Here is a 24,225-nt window from a genome sequence, read left to right on the forward strand (position 1 = left end):
AGCGCAGGGCTGGGGTTTCGTTTGCCGTAACGCCTTCAGGCGTCAGACGACAGGTTAGACCAATGCGGCGAGTGCGGCATTGAAGGTTGCGCTGGGGCGCATGGCTTCACTGGTCAGTTTCGGGTTGGAGCGGTAGTAGCCACCAATATCCACCGGCTTGCCCTGTACGGCGGCGAGTTCGGCGACGATGGTTTGCTCGTTTTCAGCCAGTGTTTTCGCCAGGGGAGCGAAATGTGCCTGCAACTCCGGATCTTCGGTCTGGGCTGCCAGCTCCTGTGCCCAGTAGAGTGCCAGGTAGAAGTGGCTGCCACGGTTGTCCAGTTCGCCGGTACGACGCGAAGGCGACTTGTTGGTGTCGAGCAGTTTTCCGGTGGCGGCATCGAGGGTCTTGCCGAGCAGCTTGGCCTTGGGGTTGTCCGTCTTGATCCCGGTTTCTTCCAGGGAAACGGCCAGGGCCAGGAACTCGCCGAGCGAATCCCAGCGCAGGTGGTTTTCTTCGATCAGCTGCTGGACGTGCTTGGGTGCCGAACCGCCGGCGCCGGTTTCGTACATGCCGCCGCCGGCCATCAGCGGGACGATGGAAAGCATTTTGGCCGAAGTGCCCAGTTCCATGATCGGGAACAGGTCGGTCAGGTAGTCGCGCAGTACGTTGCCGGTCACCGAAATGGTGTCCAGGCCACGGATCATGCGTTCCATGCTGACGCGGATGGCTTCGTTGTAGCCCATGATGCGGATGTCCAGGCCGCTCAGATCATGCTCCTGCAGGTAGGTTTCGACCTTCTTCTGCAGTTCGCGATCATGAGCGCGTTCCGGATCGAGCCAGAAGATCGCCGGGGTGTCGGATTGGCGTGCGCGGGTGACGGCCAGCTTGACCCAGTCGCGGATCGGCGCGTCCTTGGTCTGGCAGGCGCGCCAGATGTCGTCTTTCTCCACTTCGTGCTGCATCAGCACGGTGCCATCGGCGAGGACGACACGCATGGTGCCGTCAGCAGTCATCTCGAAGGTCTTGTCGTGGGAACCGTATTCTTCTGCTTTCTGCGCCATCAGACCGACGTTGGGCACGCTGCCCATGGTGACCGGGTCGAAAGCGCCGTTGGTCTTGCAGAAGTTGATCATCTCTTGATAGATGCGGGCGTAAGTGCTTTCCGGCATTACTGCCTTGGTGTCCTTGAGCTTGCCGTCCTTGCCCCACATCTGCCCGGAGCTGCGGATCATCGCAGGCATCGAGGCATCGACGATGACATCGCTGGGAATGTGCAGGTTGGTAATGCCCTTGACCGAATCGACCATGGCCATTTCCGGACGATGGCTGTAGCAGGCGTGAATGTCGTCGAGGATTTCTTCCTGCTGCGAGGCGGGCAGGGACTTGATCTTGTCGTAGACGCTGCTGATGCCGTTGTTCGGGTTGACGCCCAGCTCCTCGAAGAGCTTGCCGTATTTGTCGAACACTTCCTTGTAGTAAACGCTGACGGCATGACCGAAGACGATCGGGTGGGAGATCTTCATCATGGTGGCCTTGACGTGCAGGGACCACATCACGCCGGTTTCCTTGCACTCCTGCAGGGTCTTCTCGAAGAACTCGCGCAGCTTCTTGCAGCTCATGAACATGCTGTCGAGGACTTCGCCTTCCTGTAGCGCGAGCTGTTTCTTGACTTCGACCTGACCGTCCTTGCCGACGAATTCGAGGCGTACTTCATCAGCCTTGTCCATGGTGACGGACTGTTCGCTGGAGAAGAAGTCGCCGCCGCGCATGTAGTCAGCGTGGGACTGCGAAGCCATGCTCCACTTGCCCATCGAGTGCGGGTGCTTGCGTGCGTAGGCCTTGACGGCAGCAGGTGCACGGCGATCCGAGTTGCCTTCACGCAGGACGGGGTTCACTGCGCTTCCCAGTACCTTGCTGTAGCGTGCGCGTGCGTCTTTTTCAGCGTCGGTCTGCGGATCTTCCGGGTAATCCGGAATGTCGTAGCCCAGGGCCTGCAGTTCGGCGATGGCCGTGCGCAGCTGGGGAACCGATGCGCTGATGTTGGGCAGCTTGATGATGTTGGCTTCCGGATTGGTAGCCAGAACCGCCAGTTTGGCGAGGTCATCCTCGATTCGCTTGTCGGCGTCCAATTGGTCGGCAAAGCTTGCAAGAATGCGTCCTGCAAGAGAGATGTCACTGGTTTCGACGGCTATGTCGGCTGAGGCCGCAAAGGTTTCCACGATGGGCAGAAGCGAATAAGTGGCCAGCGCCGGGGCTTCGTCGGTGAAGGTGTAGATGATCTTCGAGCGGGTGGACATTGATGTTGGCTCTCTCTTGCTGTGCGTGCACAGAATCCCGAAGTGCGTGGGTAGACGCTCTGGCTGCGTTCGTTGAGCCAGAAATCGAGGTTCGCCGCGATGATGTTGGGTACACCACTAGAGTGTTGGCTCCATACGGCTGCGGTTGGCAGTCGGATGGTTTCAGGAGAGGAGGACTCGTTAGAGACCGGCTGGCTCCTCATGACTCGTTAGTCACCTAAGTAGTATATCACCGCACGTCACTTTCCCAGAATGCCTAGACCATAAGACGATGGCAGAGATGGTTTCGGTCGATTCAACTGGGGTACTCTCAAGGATGACCACTGTTTTTACCCACCAAAACGGAGTCCAGCATGGGATACCAAAAGATCCAGGTGCCAGCCAGCGGTGACAAAATCACTGTCAATGCCGATAACACTCTGAATGTCCCGAACAACCCGATCATTCCTTATATAGAGGGTGACGGAATTGGTGTCGATATCAGCCCGGTAATGATCAAGGTCGTTGATGCCGCCGTCGAAAAAGCCTACGGCGGCGAGCGCAAGATTGCCTGGATGGAAATCTACGCCGGTGAAAAAGCTACTCAGGTTTACGATCAGGACACCTGGTTGCCGAAGGAGACGCTGGACGTCGTGCGCGACTATGTGGTTTCCATCAAGGGGCCGTTGACCACGCCGGTGGGAGGTGGGATTCGTTCGCTGAACGTCGCGCTGCGTCAGGAGCTGGACCTGTACGTCTGCCAGCGCCCGGTTCGCTGGTTTACCGGGGTGCCCAGCCCGGTCAAGAAGCCTGCCGATGTCGACATGGTGATCTTTCGCGAGAACTCGGAGGATATCTATGCAGGCGTCGAGTGGAAGGCCGGCTCGCCCGAATGTGAAAAAGTGATCAAGTTCCTCACCGAGGAAATGGGCGTCACGAAAATCCGCTTTACCGAAAATTGCGGCATCGGCATCAAGCCGGTGTCTCTTGAAGGTACCAAGCGTCTGGTGCGCAAGGCCCTGCAATACGCGGTGGACAATGATCGCAGCTCAGTGACCCTGGTGCACAAGGGCAACATCATGAAGTTCACCGAGGGTGCCTTCAAGGAGTGGGGCTACGAGGTGGCGCGTGACGAGTTCGGTGCCGAGCTGCTGGACGGTGGTCCCTGGATGCAGTTCAACAATCCGAACACCGGCAAGACCATTGTCGTGAAGGATGCCATCGCCGATGCCATGCTGCAGCAGATCCTGCTGCGTCCTGCCGAATATGACGTCATCGCCACCCTGAACCTCAATGGCGACTACCTTTCTGATGCGCTGGCGGCCGAGGTTGGTGGTATCGGTATCGCGCCGGGTGCCAACCTGTCCGATACGGTGGCCATGTTCGAGGCGACCCACGGCACTGCGCCGAAATACGCCGGTCAGGACAAGGTCAATCCCGGCTCGCTGATTCTCTCTGCCGAGATGATGTTGCGCCACATGGGCTGGGTCGAAGCAGCCGATCTGCTGATCAAATCAACCGAAGACGCCATCGCCGCCAAGACGGTGACCTACGACTTCGAGCGCCAGATGGAGGGCGCGAAGCTGGTGTCCTGCTCCGGCTTCGGCGACGCCATGATCTCCCACATGTAAAAAATGGGTAAGAACAGAAAAGGCCGATCACCGATCGGCCTTTTCTGTTGCTGGATCAGGCTTCTACAGCCGAATGTTGGGAGATGGGCGCGACTGCATCCTCGGTTGCCTGCAACGACCTGATATTGGTTGCATGCAGGCCCTTGGGTCCCTGCAGAATTTCAAACCTGACCGCCTGCCCAGCCTTGAGAGTTCTATACCCTTCCATCTGAATGGCAGAGTAGTGGGCGAACAGGTCCTCATCGTCACCGTCTGCTACGATGAAACCATAGCCCTTGGCGTTGTTGAACCACTTGACCTTACCGCTTAGCATGCTCTTATCCCTCTGCAAAGGAGTCCATCACTGGAGTAACATCCATTTCATTCCGCGCGGGTGCAGCACTGCATGACACCGTGCGCGCAACCTGTTGCCTTTGTGGCACATACTGTTTGTATCATCGTTTTGCCGATAGTCAAGGCGACTCGTCAGGTGGCTGTGAAGCCCTTCAATTTACCCGGCCTTGGTGCCCCGACGTAGACCGTTTATTCGCATGCGTGCATCACCAGTGATTCGACTAATATTCAATCAGGATCGACCAGAGAGCGAGGGCGACGACGCCTCCGGGGTGGCGATCGAAGAAGCCAGACCGCAACTGAAGGCACCACCCATGTTCAAAGTTGTCATGTTCAATGACGACTACACGCCAATGGACTTTGTCGTGGAGGTACTGGAGGGGATTTTCAATCACAACCGGGAGGTCTCCACCAGGATCATGCTGACGGTTCATACCGAAGGACGAGCCGTTTGTGGTGTTTACACTCGGGATGTTGCTGAAACCAAAGCGATGCAGGTCAATCAATATGCAAGGGAGTGCCAGCACCCGTTGCTTTGTGAGATCGAGAAGGACGGTTAACCCCGACTGCTGGGTAAGAGGTGAAAGCTATGTTGAACCGTGAGCTCGAAGTCACTCTGAATCTGGCCTTCAAGGAGGCTCGTACCAAGCGTCATGAATTCATGACGGTGGAGCATCTCCTGTTAGCCCTGCTGGACAACGAGGCCGCCGCAACCGTTTTGCGCGCCTGCGGAGCCAGCCTCGACAAGCTGCGGCATGATCTGCAGGAATTCATTGATTCCACCACTCCGCTGATTCCTCAGCATGACGAAGAGCGTGAAACTCAGCCAACCCTGGGCTTCCAGCGAGTGCTGCAGCGTGCGGTTTTTCATGTGCAGAGTTCCGGCAAGCGCGAAGTCACGGGCGCCAATGTGCTGGTGGCGATATTCAGCGAGCAGGAAAGCCAGGCTGTTTATCTGCTCAAGCAACAGAACGTCGCGCGCATAGATGTCGTCAACTACATCGCTCACGGTATTTCCAAGGTGCAGGGCGGCGGCAATGCCGAAAGCGACTCGGATATGCAGGATGAAGACGGTGGAGAAGCTTCTGCTTCCGGCAATCCGCTGGACGCCTATGCCAGCAATCTCAACGAGCTGGCGCGCCAGGGGCGAATCGATCCGCTGGTCGGGCGCGAACACGAAGTCGAGCGCGTCGCGCAGATCCTGGCGCGCAGGCGCAAGAACAATCCATTACTGGTGGGTGAGGCCGGGGTAGGCAAGACGGCGATCGCCGAAGGTCTGGCCAAGCGCATCGTCGATAACCAGGTGCCGGAGCTGCTGGCCGACAGCGTCGTCTATTCGCTGGACCTGGGTGCCTTGCTTGCGGGCACCAAGTACCGGGGCGACTTCGAGAAGCGTTTCAAGGCGCTGTTGAACGAATTGCGCAAGCGGCCCCAGGCGGTTCTGTTCATTGACGAAATCCATACCATCATCGGTGCAGGTGCTGCGTCGGGTGGCGTGATGGACGCTTCCAACCTGCTCAAGCCGCTGCTCTCCTCGGGTGAGATCCGCTGCATCGGCTCGACGACCTTTCAGGAGTTTCGCGGCATCTTCGAGAAGGACAGGGCACTGGCGCGGCGCTTTCAGAAAGTCGATGTCAGCGAGCCGTCCGTCGAGGACACCATCGGCATTCTGCGCGGCCTGAAAGGGCGTTTCGAGCAGCACCACAGCATCGAGTACAGCGACGAATCACTGCGCGCGGCCGCCGAGCTGGCGTCGCGCTATATCAACGACCGCCATATGCCCGACAAGGCGATTGACGTGATCGACGAGGCGGGCGCCTTCCAGCGCCTGCAGCCGGAAGAAAAGCGCGCCAAGCGCATCGATGTGGAACAGGTCGAGGACATCGTCGCCAAGATCGCGCGGATTCCGCCAAAGCACGTCAGCACCTCCGACAAGGAGCTGCTGCGCAACCTGGAGCGCGACCTGAAACTGACGGTCTTTGGCCAGGATGACGCGATCGACTCGCTGTCTACCGCGATCAAGCTTTCCCGTGCCGGGCTGAAAGCGCCGGACAAGCCGGTAGGCTCGTTCCTCTTTGCCGGCCCCACCGGCGTCGGCAAGACCGAAGCCGCCAGACAGCTGGCCCGTGCGCTGGGTATCGAGCTGGTGCGCTTCGACATGTCCGAGTACATGGAGCGGCACACGGTATCACGCCTGATCGGCGCGCCTCCCGGCTATGTGGGGTTCGATCAGGGTGGCCTGCTGACCGAGGCGATCACCAAGCAGCCGCATTGCGTACTGCTGCTCGACGAGATCGAGAAGGCTCATCCTGAAGTCTTCAACCTGCTGCTGCAGGTCATGGACCACGGGACGCTGACGGACAACAACGGGCGCAAGGCGGACTTCCGCAACGTCATCCTCATCATGACCACCAATGCCGGGGCGGAAACGGCGGCCAGGGCTTCGATCGGCTTCACGCATCAGGACCATGCGTCCGATGCGATGGAAGTGATCAAGAAGAGCTTCACGCCCGAATTCCGCAACCGCCTGGATACCATCATCCAGTTCGGTCGCCTGAGCCATGAGGTGATCAAGAGCATCGTGGACAAGTTCCTCATCGAGTTGCAGGCGCAGCTTGAGGACAAGCACGTCACGCTGGAGGTCTCGGATGCGGCGCGCGGCTGGCTGGCCGAGGGTGGTTACGACGTGCAGATGGGTGCAAGGCCAATGGCGCGGCTGATCCAGGACAAGATCAAGCGACCGTTGGCAGAAGAGATTCTCTTTGGCGAACTGGCCGAACATGGCGGCGTGGTTCACGTCGATGTGCGTGATGGAGAGCTGGTCTTCGAATTCGAAACCAGCGCCGAGCTCGCCTGAGGAGCGGGCGAGGCATCTACCACGGGTGAAATCAGAACGCCTGGCAGTTGCCGGGCGTTTTGCTATCCGCTATTCGCGTGCAATGACAGGACAGGCGCTGGGGGCATGGAAGTACAAACAAAAAAGCCCGGCTCTGGCCGGGCATTCTTTCTCGCGTCTCGTATCAACGAGCGCGGTAGGTGATGCGACCTTTGCTCAAATCGTACGGTGTCAGTTCTACACGAACCTTGTCACCGGTCAGAATCCGGATGTAGTTCTTGCGCATCTTTCCAGAGATGTGCGCAGTAACGACGTGCCCATTTTCCAACTCCACGCGAAACATGGTGTTGGGCAGGGTGTCGACGACAGTACCTTCCATTTCGAAGCTGTCTTCTTTCGACATTCAGTAAAGCCCTCGATAACCAATGATTGACCCTGCGCAAAAATGCGCGGGTAAAAGCGGCAAGCATTGTGCCTGAAAGGGCTCCGGGAGCCAAGGGGTTGGGGCTGTTCCCGTTTCGGCGCATCCGCGTACAAAATAGAAAAAGACCCTAGTTGAGGCTGATCCAGCGCTGGTTGACCAGCAGCTCGATAGGCCGGTACTCGGTCTTGTAGTTCATCTTGCGGCAATTCTTGATCCAGTAACCCAGATACAACCCCTTGAGCCCCAGCCGGGCTACCTCGCCGGCCTGCCACAGGATGGCGAAACGGCCTAGGCTGCGGCGCTCCTCAGTGGGGTCATAGAAGGTGTATACCGCCGACAGGCCGTTAGGCAGCACGTCGGTTACGGCCAGGGCGAGCAGGCGGCCATCGAGGCGGAATTCGTAGAAGCGGGAGAACGGCAGGTCGCGCACCAGAAAGGTATGGAACTGTTCACGGCTCGGCGGATACATGTCGCCATCGGCGTGACGCTGTTCGATATAGTTTGCATACAGCCCGTAATATTCCTCGGTGAAAGCGGGGCGTACATCCGTGACGGTCAGGTCTGCGTTTCGTTTGAGAATGCGTTTCTGCTGCCGGTTGAGTTGCAGGCCTTCGGCTGGAATGCGTGCCGGAATACAGGCGTTGCAGCGTTGGCAATGGGGGCGATAAAGATGATCGCCACTGCGACGGAAGCCCATCTCCGACAGCTCGGCATAGATCTGTACGTCCATTGGCTGGCTGGGATCGAGAAACAGCGTGGTCGCCTGCTCTTCGGGCAGATAACTGCACGCGTGCGGCTGGGTGGCGTAGAACTTGAGACGAGCCAGTGAAGTCATGGTCAACTCTCGCAAATCATGAAGTCAGTGTAGGTCAGCCTGGCTTGGTCGACTAGGACTCCCATCGGGTTGTGTCGGGTTCATCGAGATATCTGGCAAGCGCTTCGGCAAAGGTTTTTCGGGGTATTGTCCGGGCGCCGAGACTGGCCAGATGCTGCGTCGGCATCTGGCAATCAATCAATTTGAAGTCCCGCTCTCGCAGATGTTCCACCCATGTGACGAAGCCCGCCTTGGAGGCATCGGTGACGCGGCTGAACATGGATTCGCCGAAAAACAACTGCCCCATGGCCAGACCGTAAAGGCCGCCGACCAGATGTCCGTCCTGCCAGACTTCAACGGAGTGGGCGATGCCCATTCGATGCAGTTGCAGGTAGGCGTCCTGCATGGCGGGCGTGATCCAGGTGCCGTTGGCGTAGCTGCGCGGTGCGGCGCAGCCCTCGATGACCGCCTTGAATGCCTGGTCGAAGGTTATCTGGAAGATCCCCTGACGCAGGGTTTTACGCAGGCTGCGTGAGATATGCAGCTCTTCGGGATAGAGCACCGTGCGCGGGTCCGGCGACCACCAGAGCAGCGGCTGCCCCTCCTGATACCAGGGGAAGCAGCCGTGGCGGTAGGCGGCCAGAAGGCGTTCGGGCGACAGGTCGCCACCAGCGGCGAGCAGGCCGTTCGGCTCGCGCATGGCCTTGTCCAGAGAGGGAAACGAGAGATTGTCGCGCTGCAGCCAGGTCAGCATATCGATAGGCCGGAAAGGCGGCGGTTGCAGGCAACCGCCGAAAGGGACATATCAGACTTTGAAAAACGTAGTCGAGACAGGCAAGACAAGGGAGGTAGTTTTCAACGGCCTGTTACTGGTCGAGGTACTTCTCGGCATCCAGCGCGGCCATGCAGCCGGCGCCTGCCGAGGTGATGGCCTGGCGATAGACGTGATCGGCCACATCGCCAGCGGCGAACACGCCGGGGATGCTGGTGCAGGTGGCATCGCCCTTGCTACCGCCCTTGACCTTCAGGTAGCCGTCCTTCATCTCCAGCTGGCCCTGGAACAGATCGGTGTTGGGTTTATGACCGATGGCGATGAAAACGCCGGCCAGGTCGAGCTTCTGCTCTTCGCCGGACAGGGTGCTTTTCAGACGCACCCCGGTCACGCCGCTGGCGTCGCCAAGGACTTCTTCCAGCGTATGGTTCCAGTGCAAGTGGATATTGCCGTTGGTCGCTTTATCCATGATCTTGTCCTGCAGGATCTTCTCCGAGCGTAGCTTGTCGCGGCGGTGAACCAGGTGGACTTCCCTGGCGATATTGGAGAGGTACAGCGCTTCTTCGACTGCGGTGTTGCCGCCGCCGATCACTGCGACCACCTGGTTGCGATAGAAGAAGCCATCGCAGGTGGCACAGGCCGAGACGCCGCGTCCGGCGAATGCATCTTCGGAAGGCAGGCCGAGGTATTGCGCCGAGGCGCCAGTGGCAATGATCAGTGCATCACAACTGTAGGTGGCACTATCGCCCTTGAGGATGAAAGGACGTTGCTGCAGTTCGGCGGTATGGATATGGTCGAACACCACCTCGGTGTCGAAACGCTCGGCGTGCCGCTGCATGCGCTCCATCAGTGCCGGGCCTGTGAGACCCTCGACGTCGCCGGGCCAGTTGTCCACTTCGGTGGTGGTGGTCAGCTGGCCGCCGGGCTGGATGCCGGTGATCATCAGCGGTTTCAGGTTGGCGCGAGCGGCATATACCGCAGCGGTATAACCGGCCGGGCCCGAGCCGAGGATGATCAGACGTGAATGCTTGACTTCACTCATAAAGAGCCCTCATAAGCCTTTGATATCAATAGGATAAACGTGGTTTGACAGACCATTGAAACTGGCAATGCCGCGCTGAAAGTGGCCTGCTGGTCGAGTCACGCTGCGAAAACTGGCGTTTATGCTACACCGAAGCATCGGGAAAAACCCAAGCCGGTATGGAACCGGCATGCCATTGAGTCGACAAAGCCGTACAATACCGGGGTTCTGGCTGATTACGGACCACAGAGCGCGCCGTTGGCGCAGGAAATAAAGCGTTTTGAAGAATACCTCCTCTACCGCGCCGGCTCCCGACTGGCGGCAGCAGTTGCATTATCGTCTCAAAGAGGGTGCCCTGATCGCGGCGGTTGCCGCGTGCCTGTTCCTGCTGATGACGCTGGTCAGCTACAGCAGCAACGACCCGGCATGGGACAACAGTGTCCAGGTCCATTCCTTTGATAATGCCGGTGGCATGATCGGGGCCTGGCTGTCCAGCATTCTGCTGGGAAGCCTGGGCTATTTCGCCTATCTCTTTCCGCTGTTGCTCGGCATTCGTGCCTGGCGAATCTTCCGCAACAGAAATCAGCAATGGCAATGGAATGGCTGGCTGTTCGTCTGGCATCTGACGGGGCTGGTGTGCCTGATCGCTGCCGGGACAGTGCTGGCGGATATTCACTTTGTAGCGCAGGAGGGCATGCAGCGATCCGGCGGAGGCATGCTCGGCGCCGCCCTCGGTCAGTGGACTGAGAGCGCTCTTGGCGTTCAGGGCAGTACGCTCCTGTGTATCGCTCTTTTCCTCTTCGGCCTGACCGTGTTCACCGACCTGTCCTGGTTCAAGGTGATGGACCTGACCGGCAAGATCACTCTGGACCTGATCGAACTGATCCAGAGTTTCTTCAGCCGCTGGTGGGCGGGCCGTATCGAACGCAGGCAGATGGTCGCTCAGCTGCGAGAAGCCGATGAGGTGGTCAACGAAGTGGCGGGTTCGCTGCCTGATCGCCGTGAGCGGGCGAAAGTAAAGGAGCGCCTGCTGGAACGTGAAGGCTCGCTGAGCAAGCACATGAGCGAGCGCGAAAAGCGCGTGGCACCCGTGATCACGCCGCCTGCGCCGCCCAAGGCGGCGGAACAGAGCAAGCGCGTGCTGAAGGAAAAACAAACCAATCTGTTCGTCGATCCTCTGATTGAAGGCAGCCTGCCGCCGATTTCCCTGTTGGATGCCGCCGAGAAACAACAGAAGCAGTATTCGCCCGAATCGCTGGAGGCCATGTCACGGCTGCTGGAGATCAAGCTCAAGGAATTCGGTGTCGAGGTGATCGTCGAATCCGTGCATCCCGGCCCGGTGATCACCCGTTTTGAAATCCAGCCGGCAGCTGGCGTCAAGGTCAGTCGTATCTCCAACCTGGCCAAGGACCTGGCGCGTTCGCTGGCGGTGATCAGTGTGCGCGTGGTCGAGGTGATTCCCGGTAAGACCACGGTCGGTATCGAGATTCCCAACGAGGACCGCCAGATCGTGCGCTTCTCCGAGGTGCTGTCGTCGGCGCCCTATGACGATGCCAAGTCGCCGGTGACTATCGCCCTGGGCCACGATATCGGCGGCAAGCCGGTAATCGCCGACCTGGCCAAGATGCCGCACCTGCTGGTGGCGGGCACCACCGGCTCGGGCAAGTCGGTGGGCGTCAACGCGATGATCCTGTCGATCCTGTTCAAGTCGCCACCGGAAGACGCGCGACTGATCATGATCGATCCGAAGATGCTCGAACTGTCCATCTACGAAGGTATCCCGCACCTGCTGTGTCCGGTCGTGACCGACATGAAGGAGGCGGCCAACGCGCTGCGCTGGAGCGTCGCCGAGATGGAGCGACGCTACAAACTGATGGCGGCCATGGGCGTGCGGAACCTGGCGGGCTTCAACCGCAAGGTGAAGGACGCCGAGGAGGCTGGTACGCCGCTGACCGACCCGCTGTACCGCCGCGAAAGCATGGAAGACGAAGCACCGCTATTGAAGAAACTGCCGACCATCGTCGTGGTAGTGGACGAATTCGCGGACATGATGATGATCGTCGGCAAGAAGGTCGAAGAGCTGATCGCACGTATCGCGCAGAAGGCTCGTGCTGCGGGGATTCACCTGATCCTGGCCACTCAGCGGCCTTCGGTGGACGTGATCACCGGTCTGATCAAGGCCAACATCCCGACCCGCATGGCGTTCCAGGTGTCGAGCAAGATCGACTCGCGTACCATTCTCGACCAGGGCGGCGCCGAGCAGTTGCTGGGGCACGGCGACATGCTCTATCTGCCGCCGGGCACCGGGCTGCCGATTCGTGTGCATGGCGCCTTCGTTTCCGATGACGAAGTGCACCGCGTGGTCGAAGCCTGGAAGGCACGAGGCGCGCCCGATTACATCGAGGAAATCCTGGTTGGTGTCGAGGAGTCCGGCAGCGGCTTCGACGGCGGTGGTGGTGAGGGCGGCGGTGAAGGCAGTGAGGAAGATCCGCTGTACGACGAGGCCGTACGCTTCGTCACCGAAACCCGACGCGCATCGATTTCCTCCGTGCAACGCAAACTGAAAATCGGCTACAACCGTGCGGCCCGGATGATCGAAGCCATGGAAATGGCCGGTGTCGTCACTTCAATGAATACCAATGGCTCGCGCGAAGTGCTTGCGCCGCCGCCCATGCGCGACTGAGTCGCACCGAGGGATTATGCAATTGATTCGCTTGCTGTTCGCGTCCGCTCTGCTGTTCACGCTGGTGCCGGTCCAGGCCGACCAGACCGCCTCCGTGCAGCGCCTGACCGGGTTGCTGCAGAAGGCCGAAACCCTGACCGGGCGCTTCTCCCAGCTGTCGCTCGATGGCTCCGGCACCCAGCTGCAGGAAACCTCTGGCGAACTGGCCCTGAAGCGTCCGGGGCAGTTCCGTTGGCACACCGATGAGCCAATGGAGCAATTGCTGGTATCCGACGGCAACAAGGTCTGGCTGTACGACCCGGACCTTGAACAGGTGACCATCCAGACCCTGGATCAGCGACTGACCCATACGCCGGCGCTGCTGCTTTCCGGCGATGTCTCGACCATCAGCGAGAACTTCGAGGTGTCCCACAAGGAGGCAGGCGAGGTGATCGATTTCACCCTCAGGCCCAAGGCCAGGGACACCCTGTTCGACAACCTGCGCCTGTCCTTTCGCAGCGGCGTGATCAATGACATGCAGATGATCGATGGCGTCGGGCAGCGTACCAATATCCTGTTTCACGGCGTCCGGGTGAACGCCCCGCTGGCCGCCGGGCTGTTCAGTTTCGAGATTCCCGAAGGGACCGACGTCATTTCCGAATGATGCCGCTCTGCAGTTCAGTCAACCGATACGGCCTGCTTTTCCGCAGGCCGTTTGCATGAGGGTTTTGCAGCCACGATGGACCTGTTCAGTCGCGATCCCGTCGCTCAACCGCTAGCCGCCCGTCTGCGTGCCGCCAGCCTGGACGAGTATGTCGGACAGGAGCATCTGCTGGCGCGTGGCAAGCCGCTGCGTGAGGCGCTGGAGCAGGGCGCGCTGCACTCGATGGTCTTCTGGGGGCCGCCAGGCGTGGGCAAAACGACCCTGGCACGGCTGCTGGCGAAGGTGTCCGATGCCCATTTCGAGACGGTTTCGGCGGTGCTGGCCGGGGTCAAGGAAATCCGCCAGGCCGTGGAAGTCGCCAAACAGCAGGCGGCCCAGTACGGTCGGCGCACCATTCTGTTCGTCGACGAAGTGCACCGCTTCAACAAGTCCCAGCAGGATGCCTTCCTTCCTTATGTCGAAGACGGCACACTGATCTTTATCGGCGCGACCACCGAAAATCCTTCGTTCGAACTCAACAACGCGCTGCTCTCGCGGGCGCGCGTCTATGTGCTGAAAAGCCTCGACGAGACGGCCCTGCGCAAACTGGTCGCCCGTGCGCTGAACGAGCCTCGGGGGCTGGGGGACCTGCATCTCACACTGCCCGAAGAAAGCTTCCAGATGCTCCTGGTCGCCGCCGATGGCGATGGCCGGCGCCTGCTGAACCTGCTGGAAAATGCGGCGGACCTGGCCGAGGAGGGCGGCGAGATCGGCGTCGAGCTGCTGCATGACCTGCTCGGCGACGGTCGTCGGCGTTTCGACAAGGGCGGTGAAGTCTTCTACGACCAGATATCCGCCCTGCACAAATCCGTTCGCGGCTCCAACCCCGATGCCTCGCTCTACTGGTTCGCACGGATGCTCGATGGCGGCTGCGATCCGCTTTATATCGCCCGGCGTGTGGTGCGCATGGCCAGCGAGGAGGTTGGCAATGCCGATCCGCGCGCGCTGACGCTCTGTCTCAATGCGTGGGATGTTCAGGAGCGTCTGGGCAGTCCCGAGGGTGAGCTGGCCGTTGCCCAGGCCATTGTCTACCTGGCCTGTGCGCCGAAAAGCAATGCGGTCTATACCGCTTTCAAGGCAGCCATGCGCGATGTGGCGGAGAATGGCTCCCATGAAGTGCCGCTGCATCTGCGCAACGCGCCTACCAAGCTGATGAAGGAGCTGGGCTACGGCCAGCAGTACCGTTACGCCCATGACGAGCCCGATGCCTACGCCGCCGGCGAGGATTACTTCCCCGAGGCCCTGGAGCCGCGCCAGTACTACCACCCGGTGCCGCGCGGGCTGGAAGGCAAGATCCGCGACAAGCTCGAACACCTGGCGCGCCTGGACCGTGAAAGCCCGAAGCAGCGGAGAAAACCGTGATCCGCATGCTGCTCGCTGTAATCTGTGGCGGGGTAGTCGGCACCTTGCTGCGCTTCGCCGTCGCCACCTGGGTCAGCACACAATGGCCTCGGCATTTCTACCTGGCCACGCTGGCGGTGAACCTGCTCGGTTGCCTGCTGATCGGCTACCTGTACGCGACCTTCCTGACGCGCCCGGAAATCTCTCCGGAATTGCGTGCGGCGCTGATCATCGGTTTTCTTGGCGCGCTGACGACCTTTTCCAGCTTTTCCCTGGACGCCCTGCGGCTGCTGGAAAGTGGCCAGGTCGCGACGGCCTTCGGTTACATCGGCAGCAGCGTACTGGGCGGGCTGCTGGCAACCTGGGCCGGGCTAATGCTCGCCAGGTTATGAAGCTGGCCGCTATCGCAGTAAACTCCGCTTCCTCTTCGCCTTTCCTCAAAGCTTTCACAGACGAGACTCACCATGCTTGATTCGAAACTGCTACGCACACAGCTGCAAGACGTTGCCGATCGCTTGGCTACCCGCGGTTATCAGCTGGACGTAGCGCGTATCGAGGCGCTGGAAGCCCAGCGCAAGACCGTGCAGACCCGCACCGAGCAACTCCAGGCCGAGCGCAATGCCCGCTCCAAATCCATCGGTCAGGCCAAGCAGCGCGGTGAGGACATTGCGCCGCTGCTGGCCGATGTCGATCGCATGGCTGCCGCGCTGGACGCCGGCAAACAGGAGCTCGAGGGCCTCCAGGCCGAGCTGGACCAGCTGATGCTGAATCTGCCGAACCTGCCGCACGACTCGGTGCCTGTGGGCAAGGACGAAGATGAGAACGTCGAAGTACGTCGCTGGGGCACGGCGAAAAACTTCGATTTCCCCGTACAGGATCACGTCGCCCTTGGCGAGCAGCATGGCTGGCTGGATTTCGAGACCGCGGCCAAGTTGTCCGGTGCGCGCTTCGCCCTGATGCGCGGGCCGATCGCCCGCCTGCACCGTGCGCTGGCGCAGTTCATGATCGACCTGCACACCCGCGAGCATGGCTACGAGGAGACCTACACGCCTTATCTGGTCCAGGCGCCGGCGCTGCAGGGTACTGGTCAGTTGCCCAAGTTCGAAGAAGATCTGTTCAAGATCAGTCGTGAAGGCGAGGCCGATTTTTACCTGATCCCGACCGCTGAAGTCTCGCTGACCAATATCGTTGCCGGCGAAATTCTCGATGCCAGGCAGCTTCCGCTGAAGTTCGTTGCCCACACGCCATGCTTTCGCAGCGAGGCGGGTGCGTCCGGCCGTGATACCCGCGGGATGATTCGCCAGCATCAGTTCGACAAGGTCGAGATGGTGCAGATCGTCGAGCCGAGCCAGTCCTTCGAAGCGCTGGAAAGCCTGACGGCCAACGCCGAGAAGGTGCTGCAATTGCTGGAACTGCCATATCGGCTGCTGGCGCTGTGCACCGGCGACATGGGTTTCAGCGCCACCAAGACCTATGACCTGGAGGTCTGGGTGCCGAGCCAGGAGAAATACCGCGAGATTTCTTCCTGCTCCAACTGCGGCGACTTCCAGGCGCGCCGCATGCAGGCGCGCTACCGCAACCCGGAAACCGGCAAGCCCGAGCTGGTGCATACCCTCAATGGCTCCGGCCTGGCGGTGGGGCGCACCCTGGTCGCGGTGCTGGAAAACTACCAGCAGGCTGATGGCAGCGTTCGCGTGCCCGAAGTGCTCAAACCCTATATGGGCGGTATCGAAGTCATCGGTTAAGGCTAGCTGCAAGAGTGATGGGAGCGGATGTCGCGTGATCGCGGCGTTGCGGCAAAAGGCCCATCCTTGATTTTCGACAGGGGCAGGGCGGCGCTGATCGGCTGTGATGCCCCTATCTTTTTTTGCTGAAATCAGGATCGAGCCGCATGGATTACCTTCCCCTGTTTCACAACCTCAAGGGCCGCCGGGTGCTGATCGTGGGGGGTGGCGATATTGCCCTGCGCAAGGCGCGGCTGCTGTCCGAAGCGGGCGCGCTGCTGCGCGTGGTGGCCCCCGAGATCGGCTCGCAACTGGCCGAGCTGGTGGAGCAGAGTGGCGGGCAGACAGTACTTCGCGGCTATGCCGACGGCGACCTGGCCGGTTGCGTGCTGGCCATCGCCGCCACCGATGACGAGCCCCTGAACGCCCGCGTTTCGCAGGATGCCCGTGCGCTCGGCATCCCGGTCAACGTGGTGGATTCGCCAGAGCTGTGCACGGTGATCTTCCCGGCCATCGTCGATCGTTCGCCGCTGGTGATCGCGGTATCCAGTGGTGGCGATGCGCCGGTGCTGGCGCGGCTGATTCGCGCACGGATCGAAACCTGGATTCCCGCTGCTTACGGTCAACTGGCCGGGCTGGCCAAGGCATTCCGTGCCCAGGTCAAAGCGAAATTTTCCGATGTCCAGCAGCGTCGGGTGTTCTGGGAGGAAGTCTTCCAAGGCAATATCGCCGAACAGGCGCTGGCTGGACGTGTCGAAGAGGCCGAGCGGCTGCTGGCAGACAAACTCTCCGGTGCGGCACCCAAGGCGTTGGGCGAGGTGTATCTGGTCGGCGCCGGGCCGGGTGATCCCGATCTGCTGACCTTCCGTGCCCTGCGCCTGATGCAGCAGGCCGATGTGGTGCTCTACGACCGTTTGGTGGCACCGGCCATTCTCGACCTGTGTCGTCGCGATGCGGATCGCATCTACGTGGGCAAGCAGCGCGCCGAGCATGCTCTGCCCCAGGAGCAGATCAACCAGCGGTTGGTCTCTCTGGCCCAAGAGGGCAAGCGGGTGCTGCGCCTCAAGGGCGGAGACCCGTTCATCTTCGGTCGTGGCGGCGAGGAAATTGAAGAGCTGGCCACCCATGGCATTCCCTTCCAGGTGGTGCCGGGCATTACCGCCGCCAGTGGCTGTGCCGCCTATGCCGGCATTCCCTTGACCCATCGCGACCATGCGCAATCGGTGCGTTTCGTCACCGGGCACCTGAAGGATGGCAGTTGCGATCTGCCCTGGTCGGAGCTGGTGGCCTCAAGCCAGACGCTGGTGTTCTACATGGGGCTGGTGGGCTTGCCGCTGATCTGCCAGCAGCTGATCGATCATGGCCGCGCCGCCGGTACTCCTGTCGCCCTGATTCAGCAGGGCACCACCAGCAACCAGCGGGTGTTTACCGGCACGCTGGCTGATCTGCCCGAACGCATTGCGAACCAGCAGGTGCAGGCGCCGACCCTGATCATCGTTGGCGAGGTGGTGCAGCTGCGGGACAAGCTGGCCTGGTTCGAGGGCAGCGCGCCAGACTGTTGAAAAACTACCTGCGTTGGCAATACTGCGTTAAAAACAGGCTCGGACTGCTCATTTAGACCACTAAACTCCGCGTCCTCGCCTGTTTTTGCCTTGTCTTGCCTGCCTCGCCTACGTTTTTCAACAGTCTGGTATGGGCCTGATAATACAGGCTGCCAGATCTAGGCATTCAGCGCGACCAGATGCCCTTGCCCGGCAGCCGCTCACGATCATGGACGCGCTCCAGCGCCAGCTGCGGACCCTTGGGAATGATGCCATTGGCGTTGATCTGGCGATGGCTCGCGTAGTAATGGCTCTTGATATGGGTGAAATCCACGGTTTGCGCGATTTCCGGCCACTGATACAGCTCGCGCAGCCAGTTCGACAGGTTCGGGTAGTCCTCGATACGTCGCAGGTTGCATTTGAAATGGCCGTGGTAAACCGTATCGAAGCGTACGACGGTGGTGAACAGTCGCCAGTCCGCTTCGGTCAGAAACTCACCTGCCAGATAGCGCCGTTGCCCGAGGCGTTGTTCCAGCCAGTCCAGTTCGCTGAAAACCTCGTCGAAGGCGGTTTCGTAGGCCTGCTGCGTGGTGGCGAAGCCGGCACGGTAGACGCCGTTGTTGACGGCTGGATAGATCCGCTCGTTGAGCCTGTCGATCTCGGCGCGTAGCGGCTCGGGATACAGGTCCAGCTTCGAGCCGGTCAGTGTGTCGAAGGCGCTGTTGAAGATGCGGATCAGCTCGGAGGATTCATTGTTGACGATACGCTGTTCCTGCTTGTCCCAGAGCACAGGGACGGTTACCCGGCCCGTGTAGCTCGCATCATCGGCAGTGTAGCGCTGGTGCAGAAACTCCAGCCCGTCGAGGGCATCGCCGCTGGAGCCGGTGCTCTTGTCGAACGTCCAGCCGTGTTCGGCCATCAGCCAACTGACCACGGATACGTCGATCAGCGAATCGAGTTGCTTGAGTTTTCGATAGATCAGCGTGCGGTGCGCCCAGGGACAGGCGAGCGAAACATAGAGGTGAAAGCGCCCGGCTTCCGCCTTGACGGCGCGCTGGCCGTCCGGACCAGGCGAGCCGTCAGCGCTTACCCAGCCGCGGCGCTGGGCCTGCTCACGCTGGAATTCGCCTTTGTCGCTGCTTTCATACCAGCGGTCGTGCCATTGCCCGTCTACCAGAAGTCCCATGATTGCCTCCTCGATTCGTATCTTGGAGACAGTCTAGGGGGCAAGGTTCGATCAAAGGGACGTAATGCCGGGTCAAACCCATCGATCAGACTGATGGGTTTCGCTGCTCCCAGTAGTGGCGTGCTTGCTCGAAAGCCGTCTCGCGGGGCTGCCCCAGGCCGCGCAACGCCAGCGCCATGGTGGCGACGACGGCCAGTTCGCCATAGGCATCCTCCGCACCATGCCATACGGCAAGCAGATGCTGCGGATCGAGTTGCGCAGGCTTCACGTGGCGCTGCGGCGAAAGGGCGGGCCATTCTTCATCCCAGGCCGCGCCGGCTTCAGTGCCGTACAGGTGTGCCACGCCATCCGGGTTGACCTCGATTTCGCCGCCTTCGCCCTTGATGACGATGCTGCTGTCGCCCAGCAGGCGGCTGGCCTCGCGATGATTGGCCTGGTAGCCGGGATGGAAAATGCTCTGCAGGCCGCAGCGCGCGCCGAGCGGATTGAGGATGCGCGCCAGCGAGTGAATCGGCGAGCGCAGGCCAAGAATGTTGCGCTGGTCGATCATGCGTTGCAGGCCGGGCATCCATGCGCCCAGCGGCATGAATGCCGGACGGTTGCTGTCGAGAGCGGCACCGACGGCGTTCCAGTCGTCGCAACGGGGGATATCCAGCAGTTCGAGAAGCTGCTCGCTGTACAGGCGGCCCGCCGTATGCGCGCCGCCTCCGTGCATCAGGATGCGCACGCCATTCTGCGCCAGGCATTTGGCCGCCAGCAGATACCAGGGCAGATGGCGCTTCTTGCCGGCATAGGTCGGCCAGTCGATGTCCACGGCGATTGCCGGTGCATGCAGTCGCTCGCGCACGGCTTCGGTGAAGCCGGCAAGCTCTTCGGCGCTTTCTTCCTTGTGCCGCAGCAGCATCAGGAAGGCCCCGAGCTGGGTGTCTTCGGCCTTGCCGTCGAGCAGCATGCCCATGGCTTCGCGGGCTTCCTCGCGGGTCAGGTCGCGGGCGCCGCGCTTGCCCTTGCCGAGAATGCGCACGAACACGGCAAAGGGATGTTCGGCGGGCGTGACGATACTCATATACAGTTGCTCGGTTTGGGCAGGCCCGCCAGCTTGGCGGCCAGCTTGGCGGGTGTGCCCTTGAATAGACGGTTCAGGTGCAGGCTGTTGCCCTTGTCGGGGCCGAGTTTCAGCGCGACATACCTGATCAGCGGGCGTGTCGCGGGGGAAAGCTGGAATTGTTGATGGAACTCGCGCAGCAACAGCAGGATTTCCCAGTGCTCGCTTTGCAGATCGAGACCTTCGGCCTGCGCCAGCGCCTGGGCGACAGGCTCGCTCCAGTCACTCAGGTCCAGCAGATAGCCTTCCTGATCGACGGCAATCTTGCTGCCATTCACGACGAGTGCGCTCATAGCCAGGCATTGGTCCGCGCGTAGCGGCAGCAGAGTTCGACGAAAGCCGGGTAATCGACCGGCTGCAGATGGCCGGGCAGATCCTCCAGCCCGCGTGCGGCGATGTCCTCGTCCAGGGCAAAGAGGGCGATGCCCTCCGGCAGCAGTTCCAGCGCCTGACGCTGGGCGGTGCCGCGCTGCAGCGCGTAGACGGCGTCGCCGCTGAGCAGCAACCCGTCGCCGGCAGACAACAGGCGCAGGCAGCTGGAGAGCCGGCTGTCGGCGAAAGGGGAGTGTGAAAGCAGGTGCAAGGTGGCCATCAGAGCGTGATCACATGGTCATAGCGATTGATAAGGGCGCCGAGGGCGCCGTCGTCCAGTACCTCAACGGCAAGGCCCAGGCTGGCTTCGTCCAGCCCGCGCTCGTCGAGGCTGCGTCTGGCCGCATACAGCGACTCGATTCCGAACAGCGGCAGCGCCTGCAGATTGGCGGTCAGGTCCTTCTGCTGTATGGATGCCGCCTGTTGCATCGGCGCCAGCTGGAACACGCCATCATCGAGAAACAGCAGGCCCAGCGGCAGTTCGAAGGCGCCGCCAGCGAGCACGATATCCAGGGCCTCGCGGGCCGAGGGGCCGGACCAGGGCGACTGGCGGCTGATGATGAGCATCGAACGGGCCATCAGTGACCTCCAAAGCAGACGAGGCGGTCGGCCTGTTGCGCCGCTTCGTGCAACTGGCCCAGCCCGGAAAGCGCCCAGCCCGGCGCGAGATTGGCGGCAGGTCGCCCATGGCGTTTGGCTTCCTGTTCATCCAGCACGCCACGGCGCAGGCCAGCGGCGATGCATACCACGCCGTCGAGCCCGTGGGCCTGGATGAACTGGCTCCATTGTCCGGCGATATCGAATTCATCCTGCGCGGCCACAATATTGCCCGACGCGCTATGCACGCCATCCTGATACAGAAACAGCCGGACGATCTCGTGCCCACCGGCAAGCACCGCTTCGGCAAAACGCAAGGCGCGCCGCGAGGCAGGGGAGTGGGCGGGGGCGTAAAGGGCGATTGCGAATTTCATGAGGCACCTTGTTCAGTGGACGACATGATACGCCAGCTGCAGAAACGAGTAGGGGCGAGGTTGCCCCCACCGTCCTCCAAGACATCGATCCACCACCACCACGGCGAGCGCCAGCGCCAGTTACAGCGCTACGCACCATGCCTAGCGCACGACGAAAAGCCCCGGATTTCGATGAGGTCAGGGGCTTTCGATATGGCGCGGCTGATCAATCGCATCGAAGTCTAGGTATGTCGGAGAGGATGAATACGGCAGTACGCGCTGGGTGAAGCGGCTTCTGGCCTAGGGTCTGTTGACGTTTTGCGGTGGGGCATTGAGGAAGAAGAGCAAACCCGCAGAATTGAGGTTCCTACACCAATAACCCTGCGGGTTTGCAATGCCCCGATTAATGCTCAGTGACGAGCTTTGGTCGAAGCTGGAAAAAATTCTGCTTCAGCAAGCGATTTACCACAAGCCAGATCTGCGGATGACGGTTGAGGGAATGCTCTACCGGATGCGCGTGGGCTGCCCCTGGCGAGATCTGCCCAGCGCCTTCGGATGCTGGAATTCTGTCTACAAACGCTTCAACGCCTGGTCGGCGGCCGGCAAGTGGCTCAAGTTTTCAACGCCTTGCTCGAGGAGCCTGACTTTGAGTGGGCGTTCATCGACGGCACTTATGTAAAGGCCCATAAGCACAGTGCCGGTGCTGCCAGCGGTCAGCCTGAAGCGATTGGCAAAAGCCGCGCCGGGCAGACCAGCAAGATCCATCTAGCTGTCGATGCGCATGGTTTGCCTGTGGCTTTCGAGATCACCGGAGGCGACATCAACGACTGCACCGCGGCTCCCGAGCTGATTGCACAGTTGCCGTCTGCCGAAGTGATTGTCGCGGACAAAGGCTATGACAGTGAGCGCATCCGTGAACTGATCGAGGTGTTGGGCGCTCGACCGGTGATTCCCAGAAAGCGCAATTCGATCAGGGGCAATGCCGACCTGGATAGGGGCCTGTATCGTTATCGGCATCTGGTCGAGAACGCTTTTGCGCGGCTGAAGCAGTATCGCGCGGTGGCGTTCCGATACGACAAGCTGAAACGCAATTACGAGAGCATGGTAGCCATGGCCTGCGGACTCCTATGGCTACCCATGTGAAACGTCAACAGACCCTAGCGCCAAAGCGGCGCTCTAATGAGCAAGGCGCTGATGCCCAGGCAGCATACAGAAGACGGATAAACCATTTGGAATGGAAGGAAACGGTTAAAAACCGCCTTCCCATTTGTTCCGAGCGGCTAGTGTCCGATGACCACAGCACTAAACTGCATCACAGGCTCCAGATCGGTGTAGTTGCGGATATCTGCAAGAATTTCTTCAGCATTAGGACCGAAGCTTGCCTGAAACGTCTCAAGCGAATCACAGAAGATATGGCACATTGCTATATATGGCGCAGGCACATCCGCCCCCGCCGTAATGCCTCTGTCTACTGTGTAGTAAAGACAGGCTTTGCCCATACGTTCCTGCACCAGCGGCATATGTATGTCGCGGTAGTAGTCCTGATCGAAACGTGCCTCGGGTGTGTTGGGATACATCACGCTGACCTTGATCATGCCTTTCTACTCCTTCATAGGACCTGCAAATTGCGGTCCGATGGCCACAGCTTATGAGAGTCGCAGGGCGCTTGTTTGCTACCTTGGTACACCGCGACTGGTACTTTCTGTCGGATAGCGTAGGGGCGAGGCGATTTACCCAAGCTGAGCCCTACGTCGTCCGATGAGCGCGACGTGTCAGTGAGCATGCCCCATCAGTCAGGTTGTCACCTGTGACCAGCACTTGGGGTATGTGCTGGAAAATGAAAATTGCCATCCAGGCTGATGCTGAGCAATTCATCCTGAACCCAAGCAATACCGCTGCTCAGTCTTCTAAGGGAGGTATGAAAAAAGCCTCACTCCGGAAACGCAGCCCAGTAGCTGTGCGGTTTACAGACCTGACATTTGGCGGTTGCAGGAGCTGAGTGCAACACGGTTATTGAATTGAAGCCGGAGCATCATGCCGCATCGCCATGGCATTTTGCATGACCTCTCCCATCACCTCGATGGGGCATTTGAAGTCGAAGCGCTTGCGCGGTCGCATGTTCAGTTGCAGCGCAATGGCGTCCAGCTCCTCCTGGCTATGTACCGACAGGTCTGTGCCCTTGGGCAAGTACTGGCGAATCAGGCCGTTGATGTTTTCGTTGCTGCCGCGCTGCCAGGGGCTATGCGGGTCGCAGAAGTAGATCGCCACGCCGGTTCTTTGGGTGATCTCGGCGTGTCGCGCCATCTCCCGGCCCTGGTCGTAAGTCATGCTCTTGCGCATCTCCAGCGGCATGCTATTGAGCGCGGCGCTGAAGCCTTCCAGCGCCGAAGTCGCCGTCGCGTCGTTCATCTTCACCAACATCAGGTAGCCACTGGTGCGTTCCACCAGCGTACCGACGGACGAGGCGTTGGCCTTACCCTTGATGAGGTCGCCTTCCCAATGCCCCGGCATCAGCCTGTCTTCAATCTCCGGCGGGCGCACATGAATACTG

General features: G+C 60.4%; 23 protein-coding genes and 1 pseudogene. 10 read left to right on the plus strand and 14 right to left on the minus strand.

Annotated elements, in window-relative coordinates:
- Positions 1-54 precede the first annotated feature (54 nt).
- Positions 55-2,280: an NADP-dependent isocitrate dehydrogenase gene (locus tag G7020_RS20400; protein ID WP_181086822.1), complete on the minus strand. Its 2,226-nt coding sequence runs from the start codon at positions 2,278-2,280 to the stop codon at positions 55-57.
- 353 nt (positions 2,281-2,633) lie between these two features.
- Between G7020_RS20400 and icd the strand changes: the two genes are divergently transcribed.
- The gene (gene icd, locus G7020_RS20405; RefSeq protein WP_181086823.1) at positions 2,634-3,890 is read left to right on the plus strand and encodes an NADP-dependent isocitrate dehydrogenase; all 1,257 of its coding nucleotides are present in this window, start codon (positions 2,634-2,636) and stop codon (positions 3,888-3,890) included.
- 55 nt (positions 3,891-3,945) lie between these two features.
- Here icd and cspD read toward each other — a convergent pair whose 3' ends face one another.
- Positions 3,946-4,203 carry a cold shock domain-containing protein CspD gene (gene cspD, locus G7020_RS20410; protein ID WP_181086824.1) on the minus strand — a complete coding sequence of 86 codons (258 nt, stop codon included), beginning with the start codon at positions 4,201-4,203 and terminating at the stop codon, positions 3,946-3,948.
- Between the two features lie 217 nt (positions 4,204-4,420).
- Between cspD and clpS the strand changes: the two genes are divergently transcribed.
- Positions 4,421-4,783: an ATP-dependent Clp protease adapter ClpS gene (gene clpS / locus G7020_RS20415; protein WP_181086825.1), complete on the plus strand. Its 363-nt coding sequence runs from the start codon at positions 4,421-4,423 to the stop codon at positions 4,781-4,783.
- 29 nt (positions 4,784-4,812) lie between these two features.
- The gene (clpA, locus tag G7020_RS20420) at positions 4,813-7,080 is read left to right on the plus strand and encodes an ATP-dependent Clp protease ATP-binding subunit ClpA (protein ID WP_181086826.1); all 2,268 of its coding nucleotides are present in this window, start codon (positions 4,813-4,815) and stop codon (positions 7,078-7,080) included.
- Between the two features lie 163 nt (positions 7,081-7,243).
- Here the strand turns inward: clpA and infA are convergent, their stop codons facing one another.
- From infA to trxB, 4 genes are all read right to left on the minus strand, one after another.
- Positions 7,244-7,462 carry a translation initiation factor IF-1 gene (gene infA / locus G7020_RS20425; RefSeq protein WP_002553999.1) on the minus strand — a complete coding sequence of 73 codons (219 nt, stop codon included), beginning with the start codon at positions 7,460-7,462 and terminating at the stop codon, positions 7,244-7,246.
- Between the two features lie 148 nt (positions 7,463-7,610).
- Positions 7,611-8,318, minus strand: coding sequence for an arginyltransferase (locus tag G7020_RS20430; protein ID WP_181086827.1), 708 nt, complete (start codon positions 8,316-8,318; stop codon positions 7,611-7,613).
- A gap of 52 nt (positions 8,319-8,370) precedes the next feature.
- Positions 8,371-9,051 (minus strand): leucyl/phenylalanyl-tRNA--protein transferase, encoded by a 681-nt coding sequence (gene aat / locus G7020_RS20435; protein ID WP_181086828.1) that lies wholly within the window; start codon positions 9,049-9,051, stop codon positions 8,371-8,373.
- Between the two features lie 112 nt (positions 9,052-9,163).
- Entirely contained in the window at positions 9,164-10,111 is a 948-nt protein-coding gene (trxB, locus tag G7020_RS20440; RefSeq protein WP_181086829.1) for a thioredoxin-disulfide reductase, read from the minus strand.
- 259 nt (positions 10,112-10,370) lie between these two features.
- On the opposite strand from trxB, the gene G7020_RS20445 reads away from it, so the two are divergent.
- The 6 genes from G7020_RS20445 (at position 10,371) to cysG (ending at position 18,082) form a co-directional block, all read left to right on the plus strand.
- Entirely contained in the window at positions 10,371-12,773 is a 2,403-nt protein-coding gene (locus tag G7020_RS20445) for a DNA translocase FtsK (protein WP_181086830.1), read from the plus strand.
- Positions 12,774-12,789: 16 nt separating this feature from the next.
- Positions 12,790-13,416: an outer membrane lipoprotein chaperone LolA gene (gene lolA, locus G7020_RS20450; RefSeq protein WP_181086831.1), complete on the plus strand. Its 627-nt coding sequence runs from the start codon at positions 12,790-12,792 to the stop codon at positions 13,414-13,416.
- 75 nt (positions 13,417-13,491) lie between these two features.
- Positions 13,492-14,817, plus strand: a complete 1,326-nt coding sequence (locus G7020_RS20455; RefSeq protein ID WP_181086832.1) for a replication-associated recombination protein A — start codon at positions 13,492-13,494, stop codon at positions 14,815-14,817.
- On the plus strand, positions 14,814-15,188 hold the full coding sequence (crcB, locus tag G7020_RS20460) for a fluoride efflux transporter CrcB (protein WP_181086833.1): 375 nt from the start codon (positions 14,814-14,816) through the stop codon (positions 15,186-15,188). Before G7020_RS20455 ends, crcB begins: the two co-directional genes overlap by 4 nt.
- A gap of 72 nt (positions 15,189-15,260) precedes the next feature.
- Positions 15,261-16,541 carry a serine--tRNA ligase gene (serS, locus tag G7020_RS20465; protein ID WP_181086834.1) on the plus strand — a complete coding sequence of 427 codons (1,281 nt, stop codon included), beginning with the start codon at positions 15,261-15,263 and terminating at the stop codon, positions 16,539-16,541.
- Positions 16,542-16,687: 146 nt separating this feature from the next.
- Positions 16,688-18,082 carry a siroheme synthase CysG gene (cysG, locus tag G7020_RS20470; RefSeq protein ID WP_181086835.1) on the plus strand — a complete coding sequence of 465 codons (1,395 nt, stop codon included), beginning with the start codon at positions 16,688-16,690 and terminating at the stop codon, positions 18,080-18,082.
- A gap of 166 nt (positions 18,083-18,248) precedes the next feature.
- Here the strand turns inward: cysG and G7020_RS20475 are convergent, their stop codons facing one another.
- From G7020_RS20475 to tusD, 6 genes are all read right to left on the minus strand, one after another.
- The gene (locus G7020_RS20475) at positions 18,249-19,247 is read right to left on the minus strand and encodes a glutathione S-transferase family protein (RefSeq protein ID WP_181086836.1); all 999 of its coding nucleotides are present in this window, start codon (positions 19,245-19,247) and stop codon (positions 18,249-18,251) included.
- 85 nt (positions 19,248-19,332) lie between these two features.
- Positions 19,333-20,313: a glycosyl transferase family protein gene (locus G7020_RS20480; protein WP_181086837.1), complete on the minus strand. Its 981-nt coding sequence runs from the start codon at positions 20,311-20,313 to the stop codon at positions 19,333-19,335.
- The gene (locus tag G7020_RS20485) at positions 20,310-20,645 is read right to left on the minus strand and encodes a TusE/DsrC/DsvC family sulfur relay protein (protein ID WP_181086838.1); all 336 of its coding nucleotides are present in this window, start codon (positions 20,643-20,645) and stop codon (positions 20,310-20,312) included. Before G7020_RS20485 ends, G7020_RS20480 begins: the two co-directional genes overlap by 4 nt.
- The gene (gene tusB / locus G7020_RS20490; protein ID WP_181086839.1) at positions 20,642-20,944 is read right to left on the minus strand and encodes a sulfurtransferase complex subunit TusB; all 303 of its coding nucleotides are present in this window, start codon (positions 20,942-20,944) and stop codon (positions 20,642-20,644) included. The genes G7020_RS20485 and tusB overlap by 4 nt, the downstream gene beginning before the upstream one ends.
- Positions 20,944-21,303: a sulfurtransferase complex subunit TusC gene (gene tusC, locus G7020_RS20495; protein WP_181086840.1), complete on the minus strand. Its 360-nt coding sequence runs from the start codon at positions 21,301-21,303 to the stop codon at positions 20,944-20,946. Before tusC ends, tusB begins: the two co-directional genes overlap by 1 nt.
- On the minus strand, positions 21,303-21,695 hold the full coding sequence (gene tusD / locus G7020_RS20500; RefSeq protein WP_181086841.1) for a sulfurtransferase complex subunit TusD: 393 nt from the start codon (positions 21,693-21,695) through the stop codon (positions 21,303-21,305). The genes tusC and tusD overlap by 1 nt, the downstream gene beginning before the upstream one ends.
- A 373-nt stretch (positions 21,696-22,068) precedes the next feature.
- Between tusD and G7020_RS20505 the strand changes: the two genes are divergently transcribed.
- Positions 22,069-22,817, plus strand: a protein-coding gene (locus G7020_RS20505) for an IS5 family transposase (protein WP_181086842.1) whose coding sequence is annotated in 2 segments (ribosomal slippage) — positions 22,069-22,291 and positions 22,291-22,817 — 750 coding nt in all. Because the reading frame shifts where the segments join, the coding sequence is not laid out codon by codon here.
- 137 nt (positions 22,818-22,954) lie between these two features.
- Here G7020_RS20505 and G7020_RS20510 read toward each other — a convergent pair.
- Together G7020_RS20510 and G7020_RS20515 are read right to left on the minus strand one after the other, a co-directional pair.
- Positions 22,955-23,269 (minus strand): EthD family reductase, encoded by a 315-nt coding sequence (locus tag G7020_RS20510; protein ID WP_181086843.1) that lies wholly within the window; start codon positions 23,267-23,269, stop codon positions 22,955-22,957.
- 415 nt (positions 23,270-23,684) lie between these two features.
- Positions 23,685-24,225: pseudogene (locus tag G7020_RS20515) on the minus strand (IS30-like element ISPsp7 family transposase); the annotation flags it as partial.

It is taken from the genome of Stutzerimonas stutzeri (assembly GCF_013522825.1).
GTDB classification, from domain to species: Bacteria; Pseudomonadota; Gammaproteobacteria; order Pseudomonadales; family Pseudomonadaceae; genus Stutzerimonas; species Stutzerimonas stutzeri_AK.